Raw genomic sequence first — 15,859 nt, 5'->3', positions numbered from 1 at the left:
CGCCGACGGGAACCACTCCGGCCGGCCCGCCGCGGTGGCGTCGGCCGCGCCGGTTCCGTCGCCGGGACGCCGCGGCGACCGGGCCCGATGTCGGGGCGGGGCCCGCTTCAGCGTCCGAAACTGGCCAGCTTGGCGCGCAGCTGGAGCACCGACTTGGTGTGGATCTGGCTCACGCGACTCTCGGTCACCCCGAGCACGTTGCCGATCTCCGCGAGGGTGAGTCCTTCGTAGTAGTAGAGGGTGACCACGGTCTTCTCGCGGTCGGGCAGCGTGTTGATCGCCCGCGCCAGCAGCCTCCGCAGCTCCCGGTCCTCTGCCACCTCGACCGGATTGTCGGCGGCGGTGTCCTCCAGCGTGTCCATCAGGCTCAGCCGGTCGCCGCCCTCGCCGCCTGCGTGCAGCAGCTCCTCCAGGGCGACCACGTTGGCCAGCGACAACTGGCTGAACACCGCGTGCAGTTCCTCGACGCCGATCCCCATCTCGGCGGCCACCTCACCCTCCGAGGGGGTGCGCCGCAGCCGCGCCTCCAGCGTCGCGTAGGCGCGTTCCACATTGCGCGCCTTCTGCCGCACCGACCGCGGGATCCAGTCCAGCGCCCGCAGTTCGTCGATCATCGCGCCGCGGATACGGGTGATCGCGTACGTCTCGAACTTGATCTCCCGTTCGATGTCGAACTTCTCGATCGCGTCGATCAGCCCGAACACCCCCGAGGAGACGAAGTCGGCCTGCTCGACATTGGCCGGCAGACCCACGCTGACGCGGCCCGCGACGTACTTCACCAGCGGCGAGTAGTGCAGGATCAGCTGTTCCCGCAGCCGTTCGTCACCGGTCGACTTGTACGACCGCCACAGCTCGTCGAGCGTCGAGGGCGCGGGCGGGCGCACGCCGCCGCCGTCGCGGGCGGCTGGCGGGATCGCCGTCCGGTCGGTCCCGGAGGTGTGCTGGGGCATTCGTCGCCTTGTGCCGTTCTGCCGTGAACTGGGATTACCTGGGCGTCCTGTCGGCGTCATGCCGAGATCGCGGGTGTGCTTCGGATTCATGTGAGCGTAGCGTGACTGGGCTGTCGCAGTGCGCGAAGAGCGGGCTGTCACCCGCACGCGAAACCTTTCCCCGGGACGTCTCCCGGAGTCACGGCGGTCGCCGTGCGTGACCGCCGTCAGGCGCCAACTGCGCTGATTCGCAGGCGTGTCGGCGTTCCCCCGGACGGCCGAACACGCTCGGTCAGCATCTCTCCCGACCACCTCGGACGGGGCTCGTCGCCTGGCGTGTCAACTTCCAGCCGTCGCCGTGTCGTTCGACGTATCCAAGTGCTCGGAGTTCGTACAGTCGCCCGACCGCGTCGTCCGTGCTGGTCGCCGCCCGCCGGGCGATCTCCTCCGTCCCCGCCGGATCCCGGGCCGGGAGGGCGGCCAGGACCCGCCCCGCACCCGGTTCCAGCAGATCGCGCGGCAGGACGGGACCACGCCGCTCCGGGGCCAGCTCCCCCATGCCGCCCACCAGTTCGGCGACCTCCGCGGCGTCGGACACCAGGACGGCCTCCCCGCGCAGCAGTTCGTGCACTCCGGCGGAGAGCGCGCTGGTGACGGGTCCCGGCACGCCCATGGTGAAGCGGCCCAGCCGCTGGGCCGAGCGGGCGGTGACGAGCGCGCCGCTGCGGTACGCCGCCTCCACGACGACGGTTCCCCTGGTGAGGGCCGCGATGACCCGGTTACGGAGGACGAACCTGCTCGGGGTCGGATGCTCGCCCGGCGGCAACTCCCCCACCACGAGACCCTGTTCCGCGATTCTGGTGATCAGCTGGGTGTGTCCGCTCGGGTAGGGGCGGTCGACGCCGCAGGCGAGCACCGCGACGGTGGCACCGCCCGCCCCAAGGGCTCCCCGGTGCGCGGCGCCGTCGACGCCGTAGGCGCCGCCGGACACGACCACCCAGCCCCGTTCCGCGAGCCCGGCGCCGAGGACGGCGGCCATGTGCGCGCCGTACTCCGTGCAGGCACGGGCGCCGACGACGGCGACGGACCTGAGCGCCCACAGCCGCAGGCCGGCGCTTCCCCGTACCCACAGTCCGACGGGCCGGGCGTCCCCCAGGTCGTCCAGCTGGGCGGGCCATTCGGCTTCCGTGTCAAGTCTGTGGGTGTTGCTGCGTAGCGCGTCAGGCCCCGCGCTCTCTGGAAGCAACGATGGTTATCTAGGGCGCGAATTGAGCGTCAGGCACATCTGTTCGGACGAAACGGTGCCGGTCGCGGTCTGCTTTGGGGGTGTCCTTGGGGAGTTCTAAGGCCATCAGCAGGGCGATAGCGAGGAGCATGACGGCGCCGAACCAGGCCAGGGCCCCGGAGGCGCGCAGGCGGTACCCGAACAGCGCCCAGTACGAGGTCAGCAGCCCCCCGTTCACTGCAGGGAATGTCGCTGGCGTAGCGGCGCATCTCCATCTCCCCCGTATTAGAAGTCCGCAGCCCCGGGCTCGCGCTTGCCCTCTTCGAAGGCCTTACGCAGCGCTCGGTACACATCGGCGCCAGCTGCAACGGCCCGGCCCGCCCGGCGCCAAGGACCGCCACGTTCCAGGCCGCCCCGCGCCAGGCCGGCTGGCACGCCAGTGGTGTTCCTCAGCCAGGACACGCCTCGCGGTGAACCGCACGGGTGGCCAACGCCGCCAGTGCACGGCTGGCGGCGCCGTGTCGAAGGTGCAGGCCCCATCACCGACGGTCTGCCTGCCGCCTCTTCGCGCGTCAGTACTTCCACATCAACTTCCCGGGGCCGCTACAGTTTCGGCCCAACCCTCCCAGGCGCCGGAGCCTTACGGCTCCTGCGTGTCACGGACGACGCCGGGGACCCAGATACAGACGACGTATAGGCGCCGCCAGGCATAGGCCCAGACCGAAGAGGGCCGCAGCAGGTTCGCGGACTCACCGACAGTGGCGTGGTTTCTGCGGGTTTGCTCCAGGAGAAAAACAGATACGTCCCCTCCGAAAAGCAGCGGAGGGGAGATGACAAGAGGGGGATCGTGATGGGCAGCGTAAGCGGTTCGGACGAAGAGTGGATGGACCTGGCGGACGCCATCGCCCTGTTGCGGGACCAGATCGCCGAGGCCCAGGACCGGATCGCTGCCCCTGCGGGCGCCGGCCACCGGGGGGTGCTGTTCACGCTGGGGGAGATCACGCTGGACCTCGGCCTGGAGCTGACTGGCACCAAGGGGGTCAACGGCGGCCTGAGGTGGAGCGTGATCAGCCTGGGTGGCAAGAAGGATAGCGGCAGGAAGACCACCCATACGGTGACCGTGAAGCTGCAGCCGCACCGGCCCGGCGGCAGCGACATCGACGTCAGCGACGAGGAGTAACTCAGTCCACGACCAGCACAACGCACGGCAGGAAGCGAAAACCGGGGGACCGTCGTGGAGTTCGACCGCCGGGTACAGATCCGGATACGCAAATCAGGCGGAGACAAGCAGGGCTTCGGCTCGGGCTATCTGATTGCGCCGCGGCTGGTGCTGACTGCCTCCCACGTTGTGGACGGCATGAACCACGCCGACCCCGACGCGCTGAGGGTGAGCCGCCCCGGTGCTAGCGGGCAGGAGTTTCCCGCCGCCGTACGCTGGCGGCGCTTGGACGAGATGGTGGACGCCGCGCTGATCGAAATCTGCGACGGCCACGACTGGCAGGCGCCGGAGTCCCTCAGCGATCGGCTTACCCAGCCGCCGCAGCGGTACGGCCTCCTCATCGGCACCCAACCGCACCCGGTCGCCCTCACCGGTTTTCCCCGCATGCAGAAAGACCTCGACGACGGCCGGCGCCTGGACGAACAACTCACCGGCCGCATTACCCCAGGTACCGGATCCCTCGCCGGCCGCTACGAGATCTCCAGCACCGACCCCACCCTCCCCGCCGGACTGCCTGCGGGCATGCCAGGGAGCCGCTGGTCGGGAATCTCCGGAGCCGCCGTCCTCACCAACGACGGCTTCGGCGGGGACATGCTGTGCGGCGTCGTACGCCGCGACCGCCAGGCCGAAGGTGGCACCCGCCTGACCGCCTCCGCCACAGCTCATCTCCTCGCCGACCCAGAGTTTCGCAACCTCATCACTCAGCACACCGGCTGGGAACCAATCCTCGAACCCATCGAACCTGCTGCACTGCTCACCTCCGCCGCCGTCGACCGCACCTTCCGCTCCCCGGCCGCGCTGCTGCGCGCGGACGCCGAGGCCGTCGCCTTCCAGGGCCGTGACGCCGAACTCTCCGACCTGCGCGACTGGTGCGAGAACAAGCCGGACGCCTTCGCGATCCGGGTCATGACCGGACCCGGCGGGCAGGGCAAGACCCGCCTCGCCCGCCGCCTTGTCGACACCCTCGGCCGGGAGGGCTGGGCCACTGGACACCTGCGCTCCGACCTCACTGACGACCCTCCACTCGACGGCACCCCACCGGACTTCACCACCCTGGCCACGTCCCTGTCCCTGCTCCTGGTCATCGACTACGCCGAAACTCGCCCCCGCCTGCTGCGCCGCCTCATCACCCACCTGCACCGCTGCCGGAACCGGGTGCGACTGCTGTTGCTCGCCCGCTCCGACGGCGAATGGCGCACCGGATCCTTCCAGGCCGTCCCCAGCGTGCGGGACCTATTTGAGGAAGCCCAGGTCGTTCCGCTCGGTCCGCTCGTGCCCACGAGCAAGATTGCTCAGGACCGGCACAACGCCTTTCAGCGGGCCGTCGGCGATCTCGCCCGCCTGTTGCCCAAGGTACCCACCCTGCCCGACCACGACTGGCAATCTCTCGCCACCGTGCTCCGGCCCCCCAACGACCTGGACCACCCGCGCTACGACAACGTCCTCACTCTGCAGATGACCGCTCTAGTCACGCTCCTCCAGCATGGCCCCCGCCCCGCCGACGCACCCCCCGGGGCCCCTCCGGAGCGCACCCTGCTCCAACACGAAGAACGCTTCTGGGAAGCCAGCGCGAGAACCCCCGCCTACAAACTCGACCTGCCCGCACCCACCCTGAGAGGCGCCGTCGCAACAGCGGTCCTGTGCGGGGCCAACACCCGAGACGAGGCCATGGGGGTCATCACCGCTCTGCCAGGCCTGGCAGACCATCAGCAGGCATGCGCCGCCGCCTGGCTCGCGTCCCTGTACCCAGGCGGCCCAGACCTCTACTGGGGACCACTGCAACCTGACCGCGTCGCCGAGTACCACGCCTCCCAGGCCGTCGAGGAACACAGCATCGCGCTGCCCTCCCTCCTTGCCGCGAGCAGCCCCAACCAACAAGCCCAGGCTGTCACCGTACTGACCCGCGCCGTTATCGCCCACTACAACGCTGAACGGACCACCGACAGCGCTCGCGTCCTGCACATCGTGGACACAGTCCTGGACACCACACCCCTTGCGTACGAAGCCCTCCAGACCGCCACAGCTGCACTCCCCTATCCATCTCGCCTCATCACCCCCCTCGCCCTACGGCTCACCGGCACCCTCGCACGTACCAACCAGCAACTCCTGCAGAACAACTTGCTTGATCACGAACCCGAGCTTGCACGCTCCTTGTCGAACTTCGGCATCTGGCTGTGCGAGGCGGGACACCGCGACCAAGCTCTCACCACAACTACGAAGGCGGCTGAGCTCTACCGTCGGCTGGCGGCCGATAACCCGGCTACCCACGAACCCGACCTCGCACGCTCGTTGGTCAACCTCAGCCAGATCCTGGCGGACGCGGGGCGCCACGATCAGGCTCTCGCCACAGTCGAGGAAGCAGTGGAACTCCACCGTCGGCTGGCGGCTGGCAACCCGGCCGCCCACGAACCCGGCCTCGCCGCATCACTGTTCAACCTTGGCCTGCGGCTGACGGAGGCGGGGCGCATACGTGAGGCCCTCAACGCTGTTGAGGAAGCCGTGCGGCTTTACCGCCGGCTTGCGGCCGAAGACGCGGTCGGCCACGAACCTCAGCTTGCAAGCTCGTTGGTCAACCTCGGCAACGGATTGGCGGAGGCGGGGCGCTTGGACGAGGCCCTCCCCACAACTGAGGAAGCCGTAGGAATCTGGCGCCGGCTAGCGGCCGACAACCCAGCCGCCCACGAACCCGGCCTCGCCGCATCGTTGTCCGATTTCGGCGTCCGACTGTTGGAGGCAGGGCGTCCCACCGAGGCCTACCTCACAACTGAGATAGCGGTGGCGCTCTACCGCCAGCTGACGGCCCACAGCCCGACCCGCCATGAACCCGGCCTTGCACACTCGTTGGTCAACCTCGGCAACGGATTAGCGGAGGCGGGGCGCTTGGACGAGGCCCTCCCCACAACTGAGGAAGCCGTAGGAATCTGGCGCCAGCTAGCGGCCGACGACCCAGCCGCCAACGAACCAAAACTGGCCATCTCGTTGTCCAACCTCGGAAACCGACTGTCGGAAGCCGGGCGACATGCTGAGGCCCTCACCGCCGAACAAGAAGCGGTCGAAATCTCACGCCGCTTGGCGGCAGGCAACTCTGCTGCTCACGAACCCGGCCTCGCCGCGTCGTTGTCCAATCTCGGCGCCCGGCTAGCGGAGGCGGGGCGCTTGGACGAGGCCCTCCCCACAACTGAGGAAGCCGTAGGAATCTGGCGCCAGCTAGCGGCCGACAACCCAGCCGCCCACGAACCCGGCCTCGCCGCATCGTTGTCCAATCTCGGCGCCCGGCTGTTGGAGGCAGGGCGTCCCACCGAGGCCTACCTCACAACTGAGATAGCGGTGGCGCTCTACCGTCGACTGGCGGCCCACAGCCCGACCCACCATGAACCCGACCTCGCGCGCTCGTTGGCCAACTTGGGCGCACAACTGGCAGAGACTGGGCGGCCCACCGAAGCACTCCCCAAGGTCAAGGAGGCCGTGGAGCTCTACCGTCGGCTGGCGGCCGACAATCCGGCCGCCCACGAACCCGGCCTCGCACACTCGCTATCTATCTTGGCCATGCTTCTCTCGACCGGGCCCGATAAGGTGGAAGCGCTGCATGCGACTGGGGAAGCTGTGAATCTCTACCGCAGCCACGTTGCCACGATGCCCTCCGTTTTTCCGCAGCTACATACGATCCTGAGTCTGCAGGCGAATCTACTTGAGACGCTCGGGCGCAACGATGAAGCGCGACAGGTCCGTCGCTGGCTAGAAGGTGCGTTGGGTCCTGACATGACAGGTCCACCCCGTGCCGCGCCGTAGCAGCCACGTGGGGCTAGCTCTCCGGCTGCCTGATGCGGCACTGGACAACGACCGACTCGCAGAACGCTCTGTACCTACTCTTCTGGAGTACGCCAGAGGGGATGCTGTCGGATGGTGGGGAGCCACTGAGAGGGCAGCGCCTGGTGCTCCCGGAACACCGCCGCTAGTTCAGTGGTGCTCATCGTTTCTGGGCCACGGGCCCGCGCGTCTTGCCAGGCACGCGCGAGCGTGTCGAACAGTGCAAGAACTCGAGGCGGCCGTACCCAGTAGAGGTTCTCTTCGGCAACGTTGTACGCGCCATCGTTCACCTTCTTCTTGGGGGAGGTCAGGACACAGATGGAATCTCCTGGTGCCACAACGCCTTCCACCTTCTCCGTGGTTCGCCGGTGGCCGCCAGCCTGCCGCGCCTGGTCAGCACCGATCTCACCGGATTCCGTTGCTTGGTTCTTCGCTTCCCAGATAACCCACCGGGCACTGTCAAAGACCCACACGGCATCCGGCTTGGCGGCGCTGCCGTCGCGAGGATCTCCATAGCTCTTACTGGCGCCGGCAAGGCGCCCGAGGTGGACCAAGCCGTCCTCGTACGGGTCGGGATCCGTCTGCTGGAGTCCCGCCCTGGTCGAAAGCGCCGCTTGGAAGGCTTCAGGACGCCACAGGTCCTTCGCAGCCAAGATAGTGCTCATGGCTGCTTCGTCCGTCGGATCAAGTTCTTCCACCCCGGCTGCGAGAGGGGTGACAACTGGGGCGACACGATCAAACCATGTTGTGCCGAGGCTGTTCCGCCGCGCTTCTCTGAAATAGCTGGCTGCGGTTGCCTGGAACTGCGTCTCTCCGGTTGCCTCAGCCAGACGGTGTGCCACGCAGAAACCAAGGTAGCTCCACAGCGAGCTGTACCGCTTCGGCGTTTGAGCGTTGCGCAGTTGGTCGGTCACGCTCTTGATAGAAGCGAGTGCGAACTGGTGGTCTCTGGACCAGAGAGCGTTGGCAGCCGCGACCTCACTACGGACGGCTTTCTGGAGCGCTGCGGCACCAGGCCCGTCCTGCCGGTCATAAGTTTCTCGATTTCGGACGATGTCCTCTTCGACCCCCTGCCAGTCAGGGCCCTGGTTGTTGAAGATCGCCAGGTTGCCCCACACGTCGTCCGAGGACTGGCCGAGTGATGCATCGACTCCGACTTCCAGCTCAGCGTGGATTTCGGGATGCATCGACGCCTGGATGTCCCGGCGGGCCAGATAGGACGTCAGGCTGCTGCCGAGAACGAGAACTGCAGCGTGATCGCGGAGGTTGCGTGTGGCCCGGCCAGCACCCTGTTGGATACGCGCACGAATGCGTTCGCGAAGCACTTCATCGGCGCCGACGGATTCATGGAGGAAGCGCTCCTGAAGGTCCCCCTTGGCCGGTAGGCCGTTGAACACCACCAGTCGGCAGTCCTCGTCCGGGAGGTCTACTCCGTCGTAGCGGTTTGTCAGAACCAGCGCGGCTGCAGGTTGTGACGTGAAGGCAGCGAGGTCGTCCTCGACCTGCTTTGCGGTGAAGGTGCGGTAGTTCTCCGGCAGGTAGTGCTCGCGGAACCTATCGGCCACTCGGGTCTCGGGGGTCAGCACAACTGCGCGTCCCGCCTGCTCGATGACTCGCCGAACGAACAGCGTGAGTGCCTCCGGATCCGATGCCAGGTCCCGGGCGATCTCTGGGAAGACGAAGAACCTCCGCCCGGTGCCTTCCTTGTCCCACCCTGCGGGCACAGGAATGCGATGGATCCTAGGCCGCCCGAATGCGCGCTCGAGCTCTCCGCCGGCCCCCAAAGTGGCGCTCATGAAAATGCGCTGCTTCGGACCGTTGAATGCCTCGTGTTGGAACGTAGGGACGATGAGTGGGCGAATGAGGATCTCGCGGTACGACACGTACGCCATGCAGTCGGCCACGTGGGTCTCTAGAAACTTCCAGGCGTACGAGGCGTCGTCGCTGACCTTGCGGTGAGCAACAGCATCCCGGATGACCGATTCGACGTGGTTAGCCCGGGCAGCAACAGCCGCGGGGGAGGCCAGGTAGATCCCCGTTCGATACTGGTCCCCGGGATTCTCGGACCGCAGGTGCGGTAGCAGGAGAGGGTCCAGGGCGGGGCTCAGAGCTGCAAGCACATCCTTGTATGCACTCTCGTGGAAGCGTCGGCGGATCCGCAGGCTCCATGGCTTGGCAACGTAACCCTCGGCCGCATGGGCGTCGTCAAGGATCAGGACGTCGGCGACATCAATCCTCGGCCGCGCGTTGAAGACGTGGCTGTAGGTGCTAACGGCGATCGAGCCCCCGGCCTCAAAGCGCGTACGGTCGACTTGGTCCCAGTCCTTCGACTGGCCGATGAGAAGCGACGGCGGGATACCGTAGTCGTCCAGCTTCCGCGCCGTCTGTACAGCCAGCTGCCGCGTGGGACACAGGTAAGCGACTCGCCGCCCTTCCGCCCGTCGCAGATACTCGGCAATAAGACCGCCGACAAGGGTCTTGCCCGCACCGGTCGGTAGTTCAAGCGCCACGTCACTCTTGTCGCGGAACTCCTTGTGCCAGTGCTCCATGACCTTCGACTGGTGCCCCCAGACAGACGCTGGCCCACGGTTCCCGCGCGCCAGCAGCCGGTACAACTGCTCCGGATCGCTCGGAGCTCCAACCGAGTCCGTCTGCCCTCGCTTGAATGCCACGCCGCCCCTCCGCCCCATGACTCTTGTCGGGAGATCAGACTCCCGCTGAACCGCGGCCCATTCATAGCAGTTCGCATGGCTACCGCATGAGGGACTCGTAGATCTCCCACCCGCCTGGGCACCCCAGGCCCACAAGACGCCAGCGGGAGCAGCCACCATCTCGGTGGGTGCACTGGACCTGTCGACTGGTCGACAACAGGACCTCCTCCACCTTGAGACAAGCCACCGTCACGCTGCTGCTGCGTCAGGCGCCCGCATGCCGCATCGACTTCGGAATATTTTAGGGCGTTAGGACGAGGAATGATCGTGTGTATACTGGGCGGACAACCTGAGGATGGGGGGTGGCCGATGAAAGCCCACGAGGACCTGGTAGCCGTACCCGCCATGCTTGCGCTGGCTCGCGAATCCCGAGGGATGACGCAAGCAGACCTCGCAGTCGCGATGTCGCGACTTGAAGGCGTCAACCGGGTCTCCCAGGGCTACGTGAGCCGAGCCGAGGCTGGCCGCCTGCAGGTGAAGGATGATCGCCTCGTCCTGTACGCGGAAGCTCTCGGATATACACCTGAAATGCTATGCCGCACCACTGACACTCACGGCGTAGGCGTTGGCCTGGTCCACCACCGGAAGCGTGCCTCGATGGGGGCCACAAGCCTCCGCCGCGTCCACGCGACACTGTCGTTGACCCGCCTGCAGGTCGAGTCCCTCACGGCGCCGCTCACGGACCTCGGCAACCACGGGTTCCGACATATCGACGTTGACGACCTGGACACCCCCGAGGACGCGGCTGCCACGCTGCGTGAAGAGTGGGGTACCAGCCGCGGGCCCATCGATGACCTGGTGTCGGTGATAGAGGGCGCCGGCGCCTCGGTGGTCGTCCGGGACTTGGCGACGGCGGATCTGGACGCAGTTAGCCAGTGGCCGGTCGGTAGCCCGCCACTTTTCCTGCTCAACTCGACCGCGCCCGGTGACCGTTTTCGCTTCAGCCTGGCGCACGAGCTTGGGCATGTCGTGATGCACACCGAACCCGGGGATGGGCGCCTCCAGGAACAGCAGGCTGACCGCTTTGCGGCCGAGTTCCTCATGCCGCACGATGCGATCTTCCCCGAGCTCAAGCCGGGCGTTGACTTGCAGCGACTCATGGAGCTCAAGAGCAGGTGGGGCGTCTCGATGGCAGCACTCATCAGGCGAGCGCTCTCCCTCGGGGTCGTCAGCGAGTGGCAATACCGCAACCTCATGGTCGAGATGTCGGCGCTCGGCTACCGAACCGTCGAACCCGTCACCGTTGAGCGCGAGACTCCGCGCCACATTGCACAGGTCGTAACCCGGCTTGAGCAACAGCACCACCTCGACCTGACCCATGCGGCCCATCTGGCCGGACTGGGTCACGAGGAGTTCCACGAGATCTACTTGTGCGCTTCCTCTTCGTCCGGGGCCGTTGTGACTCCGGCCCACCTGTGAGGTGACCTCTTGAGCAACCCCGCACCCTTCGGACAGCGCCCGCCTGCTCTGCGGGTACTCGATGCCAGCGTCCCTGCCACTCCGATCCTTGCGGGGCGGGTGTTGCTGCACGAGCACTCACGCTTCATTCCGCGCCAGCGCGAGGCGATCGACAACGACCTCGGTGGCGTAGTGATGACTGGCGACAACGCCGAAACCCGGGCGTTCAAGCTCCGCACCGAGGCTGGCTTCACCGGCACCATGCTGATCGACAGTGCCCCATACACAACCTATACGGCGACCGAGGACGAGCCCTTCCTCCTGCCTCACGATCTGATCTTCGCAACCCTCGATGACACGCTCGGCTTCCAGAAGGCCGCAGGGGCTAGCGCCGCTCTGACGCCCACGGGCTACATCGCACCCGGTGCCTCCAAGCCGCTGAAAGCGGTGATCCGTGTAGCGCAAAGCATTGAGCGCGTTGACACCGTCGTGACCCTGCCCGTCGACGTCACCTGGCTCGGCAATGAGCGTGTCGGCCAGCTCATCGCCGCTTGCCAACGCATCAACCAGCCCAAAGCCCTGGTACTGGTCGGCCAGTTCGATCCGCTGCAGCACGCCAAGGTCATCCCAGCGAACCTCCGCCGCGTCATCTCCGAGGTCGAGGACATGATGCTACTGCGGACAGACCTCGCAGCCCTCGACGCGATGACCCACGGCGCCCTCTGCGCTGGTATCGGCGTCTCAAGCTCCGTGCGGCACAGCGTGGCACCCGGTGAGCGAGCGAAGGTCAGCAAACCAAACGGCCCGGTATACCCGAACGTTTTGATGCCTGAGCTCATGTGCTTCAAGGGCGCCGAGTCGCTCGCGAACCGCTATGCAAACGCGGAGCCGGCGACGTGCCCCTGCGAGGTTTGCAACGGGCGTGGGCTCGACCGCTTTTTCAAGACCGATGGTGAGACACGTGTCGAAGCCGAGGACCACAACATCCTCACCTGGAGCACGTGGGTCGGCGAGATGGCCAGCTACGAAGCTGGGCCAAAGCGGAAGTCTTGGTGGCAGGAAAAGTGTGCAGCTGCCATCAACCGCTACCCACTCGAGAACCAGCGAATCGAGCTCTCAACAAAGCGGGGTTTCCAGCCGCCGCCGCCCTTGACGGCATGGGCGACGCTGCCTGCTTCATAGCTCGGTCACTCCGACCGTGCGCGAGTCCCGGCCCTGCACTCCCGAAGCTGCGGCGAAGTGACAAGTAGCTGAGAGTGAGGCTCTAGGCGCCGCTCCCCTTGGTCGGGTTTTCTCCCCTATAGCCTGCTGCCAGAAGACCTGGCAGCAGGGCGGAACAGTGGCGATGCGGTGGGTCCGGCCGACTCCCTGCGTTACATCGCCGTGCCCGAGGACCTGGTGGCGAAGTGGGCACGCAGGGGGCGGCTGGCGTCGACAGGCCAGTACACCGCGGCCGAGCCGAACGGATGGCCCTCGGAAGCCGTTCAACACCCTCCCCCGGGTTGGATCGTTCCCAGCTACGGTAGACGCCCATGAACGCCTACGACCGAGCCGTGCAACGCGCCCTCGCCGCCACCGGCCACACCCACCTCACACCCCGTCAGCTCGCCGCGCTCCTCGACCGCACCGAGGAAGCCACCCCGAACGCACAACACCTTCAACGTCTCCACCCCGGACACGCCACCACCCGCAACCGCCTGCACGCCGCCGGCATGACCTGTGCACAGATCGGCCTCCACGACGACGGCGACCCAGAGTTCCTCGACGCGCTACTGGAGGAACTCGCCCACTCATAAGCCCGGCAACAACCCAACACGGCCCGGCACTCCCGGAGCTGCGGGAGTACCGGGCCGTCACGCGGGAGCCGCTGCGCTAAGCCAGCTGGGCGTACAGGTCTTCGAGGAATTTCCAGCCAGCCACCGTGTGCCGACGCTTCACGAAAGGCCGCGGCGGAACCAGGACGTCCAACTCATTGCCGATCAGAGCCAAGAGGCCGATACCGTAGAAGTCCGCCTGCAGTATCGCGTCATCCTTGCGGCGCAAGGGGCGCTCCACGAGAACTGCACGCGCGCAGAACGGGGTGAAGAGCTCCGCCTTCTCCATGGCCGATTCCCAGCCTCTGCCAGGCACGATGGCAAGATCAACACGCAGGGGCTGGACGACCCGCCTGGTCACGGTTCCACCGCTTCGAACGACCACACCATTCGGCGCCGCCTTGAGCGCGCGCCGTTCGGGTGAACTCAAGGTATTGACAGGCACAGCCTCACCCACGGGCAGCCCCATGAGGAGATCCAGCACGTCTGGCCGGGTCAGCGGGGGCGTACCTTCAGCAGCACGCCTCTCACACTCGGCAGCGTCGCGTCGATAGGCGACGACGGCCTGCACGCCGAACGCGTTCACGGCTTGCACCTTTGACTCTCGCGGAATCAACGTTCCAGACGGGACTGACTTCGAGAGCACATCGACTGGTCCTCGCGACGCAACCGCCATGACTCACCCCGTCCTCACCCGAAACTCTGTCCCCATGAGGGGCTCTGACTCACGCACCGGAAGGGCAGAACCGCCCTCAGGCACTGGATCCGAGCCCCGGCCCTCTCGTAACTCCCCAGAAGCCCGCCTGGGCCGTTCGGCAACATAGCCCTAACCGAGCCAGCCCGCGCAAGGACACGGAAATTGAGCGCCAGGGCTCGCCAGCAGGCTAGAAACGAAGAGGCCCTCACCAGACCAAGATCGCCACGACGACCCTAGTGCGGCCAGCATCTACACCGCAATGCTCGCGCTCGACCGGTCGCCAACCTGACTGCGACACGTCCGATCGTAAGGCATCCGATCGCGATTGACTCACATGTTCGATTCTTGACTGGATCCCGTTGTCCCTAAACCGCGCTACCCCCGTAGGCGCTGCGACACTCCGTGACCCATGGCAGCGCCCAAAGGCGTGACCTACCTGAACAGATGAACTTGCTGGGGGAAGGAGGTGCCGATGCGTCCCGAGCCGGCCTTGCACCCCCGAAGCTGCCGCGAAGTGTCAAGTAGCTCTCTGTAGCCAATCTGGCGACCCGCATCTGGATCATGATGCTTTTTCAGGATTCATGAAGAAGCATCATGATCCAGACAGCCGCACTACCCCGCTCCAGCCCATCGGCCTGCGGCAACGTGCTGCGGCCACGGCGGAACGAACCCACGGGGAATCGCGCACAGGCATAAGCGGAAGAGGCAAGCCGATCTGGGTGGAACTGGGGATGCGGCAGCACCCGACCACGGTGGCCGCCGTGGTCGGGACGTTGACCGACTACGAAAACAACGGCCCGATCTGGGGCCGCTGGGGTCGGGGCCTGTTGAGCAGAGCGCGCCTCACAGAAACGTGCGCCGGCTGACGCAGAAGAGTGTCGTCGCCCAGCTGGAACAGGTGGATGGGCCACTTCTCTCCACGCTTGGCGTAGGAGGGGAAGTCGACCAGTTTCCCGTCGGAGCGCCGTCTGGGGTCCGCGACGCGCTGGATCAAGCCGAGGCGGTCAAGCATCAGGTGGGACTCGTAGACGTCCCGGGTCAGGAAGTACTCGGAGGTTCGCGCCTCCGGGGAGAAGTAGGCGCCCGCCCTCCTCAGGTAGCGCTTCTCCAGGTGGCGGAAAGCGAAGTAGAACCTGATCTCGGCGGGAGTCAGCAGGTAGAGCCAGCCCTGTGTCACGAACTCCGTGGGGATCGTGATGACGCTTTCGAAGGGATCAGGGACGTGGTAGTAGGCCGTCTCCTTGCGCTGCTTACCGGACTCGTCGAGCGCCATCACCGCCCGGGGTGGAGTGCCGACGTTGCGCTGGATCAGTCCCTCGTCGGCCAGCCGTTTCAGGGCGGAGCGGACTTGGCGCTCACGGTTGGCCCGAGCGGAGATGGGGGCTTTGAGCCCGTCGTTCTGCGTCGCCTTCGAAAACGTGAGGCTGGTCCAGGAGTGAACTTCCTCGCGACTGTTAAGGGGAAGCGGGCTGGGCCCAGCGAAGCCGTTGCGCTTCCGGCACTGGGCCTCGAAGAGGATCAGCAGGTACAGCTGGAGGTTGACCCCCCGGGGTGCGGCGATTCGAACGATGGGGGGTGTACCTGTCTCGTCGGGCTCGGTGAAGAAGAAGCTGCTCCGGATCATGAACTTGTTCAACCGATGTGTCGCGGCAGTATGCAGCGATGAGCACAGGCGCGTCGTCCGCTCCAAGTGCGACTCCATCTCCTCCAGGTCCGCCAGGCGCGCCGCTCGCCGGTCTGCGATCCTCGGCACCACAACCCCCTATTTCGACCCTTTGGCCGCATGCTCACGTCTCGTTGACCTGCAGAAATGGCTTAGCAACAGAAGGCTTTATGCGGGCCAAAGGGTTCTCGGCCCTGACGGATCGACCATCGACCCTTTGGCCGCATGCTCACGTCTCGTTGACCAGCAGAAATGGCTTAGCAACAGAAGACTTTATGCGGGCCAAAGGGTCGCCCACGGCGACTTCGATTGCTGTCCCAGATGGAGAAATCTAGTGGTGCCGGGGTGCTCCCGGTGCCGGCCTGGGCAAGGTCGGCGAGATCAATCGAGGGGAAA

Annotated in this window: 11 protein-coding genes; 5 read left to right on the top strand and 6 right to left on the bottom strand. The window is 66.3% G+C overall.

Features of this window, described 5'->3' with window-relative positions; all coding sequences use genetic code 11:
* Window positions 1–107: 107 nt before the first annotated feature.
* The 3 genes from whiG to WJM95_RS24035 all read right to left on the bottom strand — a co-directional run bounded on the left by whiG (window position 108) and on the right by WJM95_RS24035 (window position 2,392).
* The gene (gene whiG / locus WJM95_RS24045) at window positions 108–950 is read right to left on the bottom strand and encodes an RNA polymerase sigma factor WhiG (RefSeq protein WP_339131870.1); all 843 of its coding nucleotides are present in this window, start codon (window positions 948–950) and stop codon (window positions 108–110) included.
* Window positions 951–1,221: 271 nt separating this feature from the next.
* Window positions 1,222–2,175 carry a DNA-processing protein DprA gene (dprA, locus tag WJM95_RS24040; RefSeq protein WP_339131869.1) on the bottom strand — a complete coding sequence of 318 codons (954 nt, stop codon included), beginning with the start codon at window positions 2,173–2,175 and terminating at the stop codon, window positions 1,222–1,224.
* Between the two features lie 10 nt (window positions 2,176–2,185).
* Entirely contained in the window at window positions 2,186–2,392 is a 207-nt protein-coding gene (locus WJM95_RS24035) for a hypothetical protein (RefSeq protein ID WP_339131868.1), read from the bottom strand.
* A 612-nt stretch (window positions 2,393–3,004) separates the two neighbouring features.
* Between WJM95_RS24035 and WJM95_RS24030 the strand changes: the two genes are divergently transcribed.
* Both WJM95_RS24030 and WJM95_RS24025 read left to right on the top strand, forming a co-directional pair.
* Window positions 3,005–3,334: a trypco2 family protein gene (locus tag WJM95_RS24030; protein ID WP_339131867.1), complete on the top strand. Its 330-nt coding sequence runs from the start codon at window positions 3,005–3,007 to the stop codon at window positions 3,332–3,334.
* A gap of 54 nt (window positions 3,335–3,388) precedes the next feature.
* Window positions 3,389–7,162: a tetratricopeptide repeat protein gene (locus tag WJM95_RS24025; RefSeq protein ID WP_339131866.1), complete on the top strand. Its 3,774-nt coding sequence runs from the start codon at window positions 3,389–3,391 to the stop codon at window positions 7,160–7,162.
* A 74-nt stretch (window positions 7,163–7,236) separates the two neighbouring features.
* Here WJM95_RS24025 and WJM95_RS24020 read toward each other — a convergent pair whose 3' ends face one another.
* Complete coding sequence (locus WJM95_RS24020; protein WP_339131865.1) at window positions 7,237–9,870, bottom strand: DEAD/DEAH box helicase; 2,634 nt, start codon at window positions 9,868–9,870, stop codon at window positions 7,237–7,239.
* 330 nt (window positions 9,871–10,200) lie between these two features.
* Here WJM95_RS24020 and WJM95_RS24015 point away from each other — a divergent pair, with 330 nt between their 5' ends.
* From WJM95_RS24015 to WJM95_RS24005, 3 genes are all read left to right on the top strand, one after another.
* A complete protein-coding gene (locus WJM95_RS24015) occupies window positions 10,201–11,310 on the top strand; it encodes an XRE family transcriptional regulator (protein WP_339131864.1) in 1,110 nt (369 codons plus the stop codon).
* Between the two features lie 9 nt (window positions 11,311–11,319).
* A complete protein-coding gene (locus tag WJM95_RS24010; RefSeq protein ID WP_339131863.1) occupies window positions 11,320–12,471 on the top strand; it encodes a hypothetical protein in 1,152 nt (383 codons plus the stop codon).
* A gap of 350 nt (window positions 12,472–12,821) precedes the next feature.
* Window positions 12,822–13,085, top strand: coding sequence for a hypothetical protein (locus WJM95_RS24005; RefSeq protein WP_339131862.1), 264 nt, complete (start codon window positions 12,822–12,824; stop codon window positions 13,083–13,085).
* 76 nt (window positions 13,086–13,161) lie between these two features.
* On the opposite strand, the gene WJM95_RS24000 is transcribed toward WJM95_RS24005, so the two are convergent.
* Together WJM95_RS24000 and WJM95_RS23995 are read right to left on the bottom strand one after the other, a co-directional pair.
* A complete protein-coding gene (locus WJM95_RS24000) occupies window positions 13,162–13,689 on the bottom strand; it encodes a hypothetical protein (protein WP_339131861.1) in 528 nt (175 codons plus the stop codon).
* Window positions 13,690–14,581: 892 nt separating this feature from the next.
* The gene (locus tag WJM95_RS23995; protein WP_339131860.1) at window positions 14,582–15,553 is read right to left on the bottom strand and encodes a hypothetical protein; all 972 of its coding nucleotides are present in this window, start codon (window positions 15,551–15,553) and stop codon (window positions 14,582–14,584) included.
* Window positions 15,554–15,859: the final 306 nt, after the last annotated feature.

This window comes from Streptomyces sp. f51, assembly GCF_037940415.1.
GTDB lineage: Bacteria > Actinomycetota > Actinomycetes > Streptomycetales > Streptomycetaceae > Streptomyces.
This window is presented reverse-complemented; position numbering and strand designations above follow the sequence as displayed.

Bases quoted from the DNA above. Each gene is read 5' to 3' on its own strand.
- WJM95_RS24015 (WP_339131864.1), top strand. From the start codon at position 10,201: ATGAAAGCCCACGAGGACCTGGTAGCCGTACCCGCCATGCTTGCGCTG.
- whiG (WP_339131870.1), bottom strand. From the start codon at position 950: ATGCCCCAGCACACCTCCGGGACCGACCGGACGGCGATCCCGCCAGCC.
- WJM95_RS24020 (WP_339131865.1), bottom strand. From the start codon at position 9,870: ATGGGGCGGAGGGGCGGCGTGGCATTCAAGCGAGGGCAGACGGACTCG.
- WJM95_RS24005 (WP_339131862.1), top strand. From the start codon at position 12,822: ATGAACGCCTACGACCGAGCCGTGCAACGCGCCCTCGCCGCCACCGGC.
- WJM95_RS24030 (WP_339131867.1), top strand. From the start codon at position 3,005: ATGGGCAGCGTAAGCGGTTCGGACGAAGAGTGGATGGACCTGGCGGAC.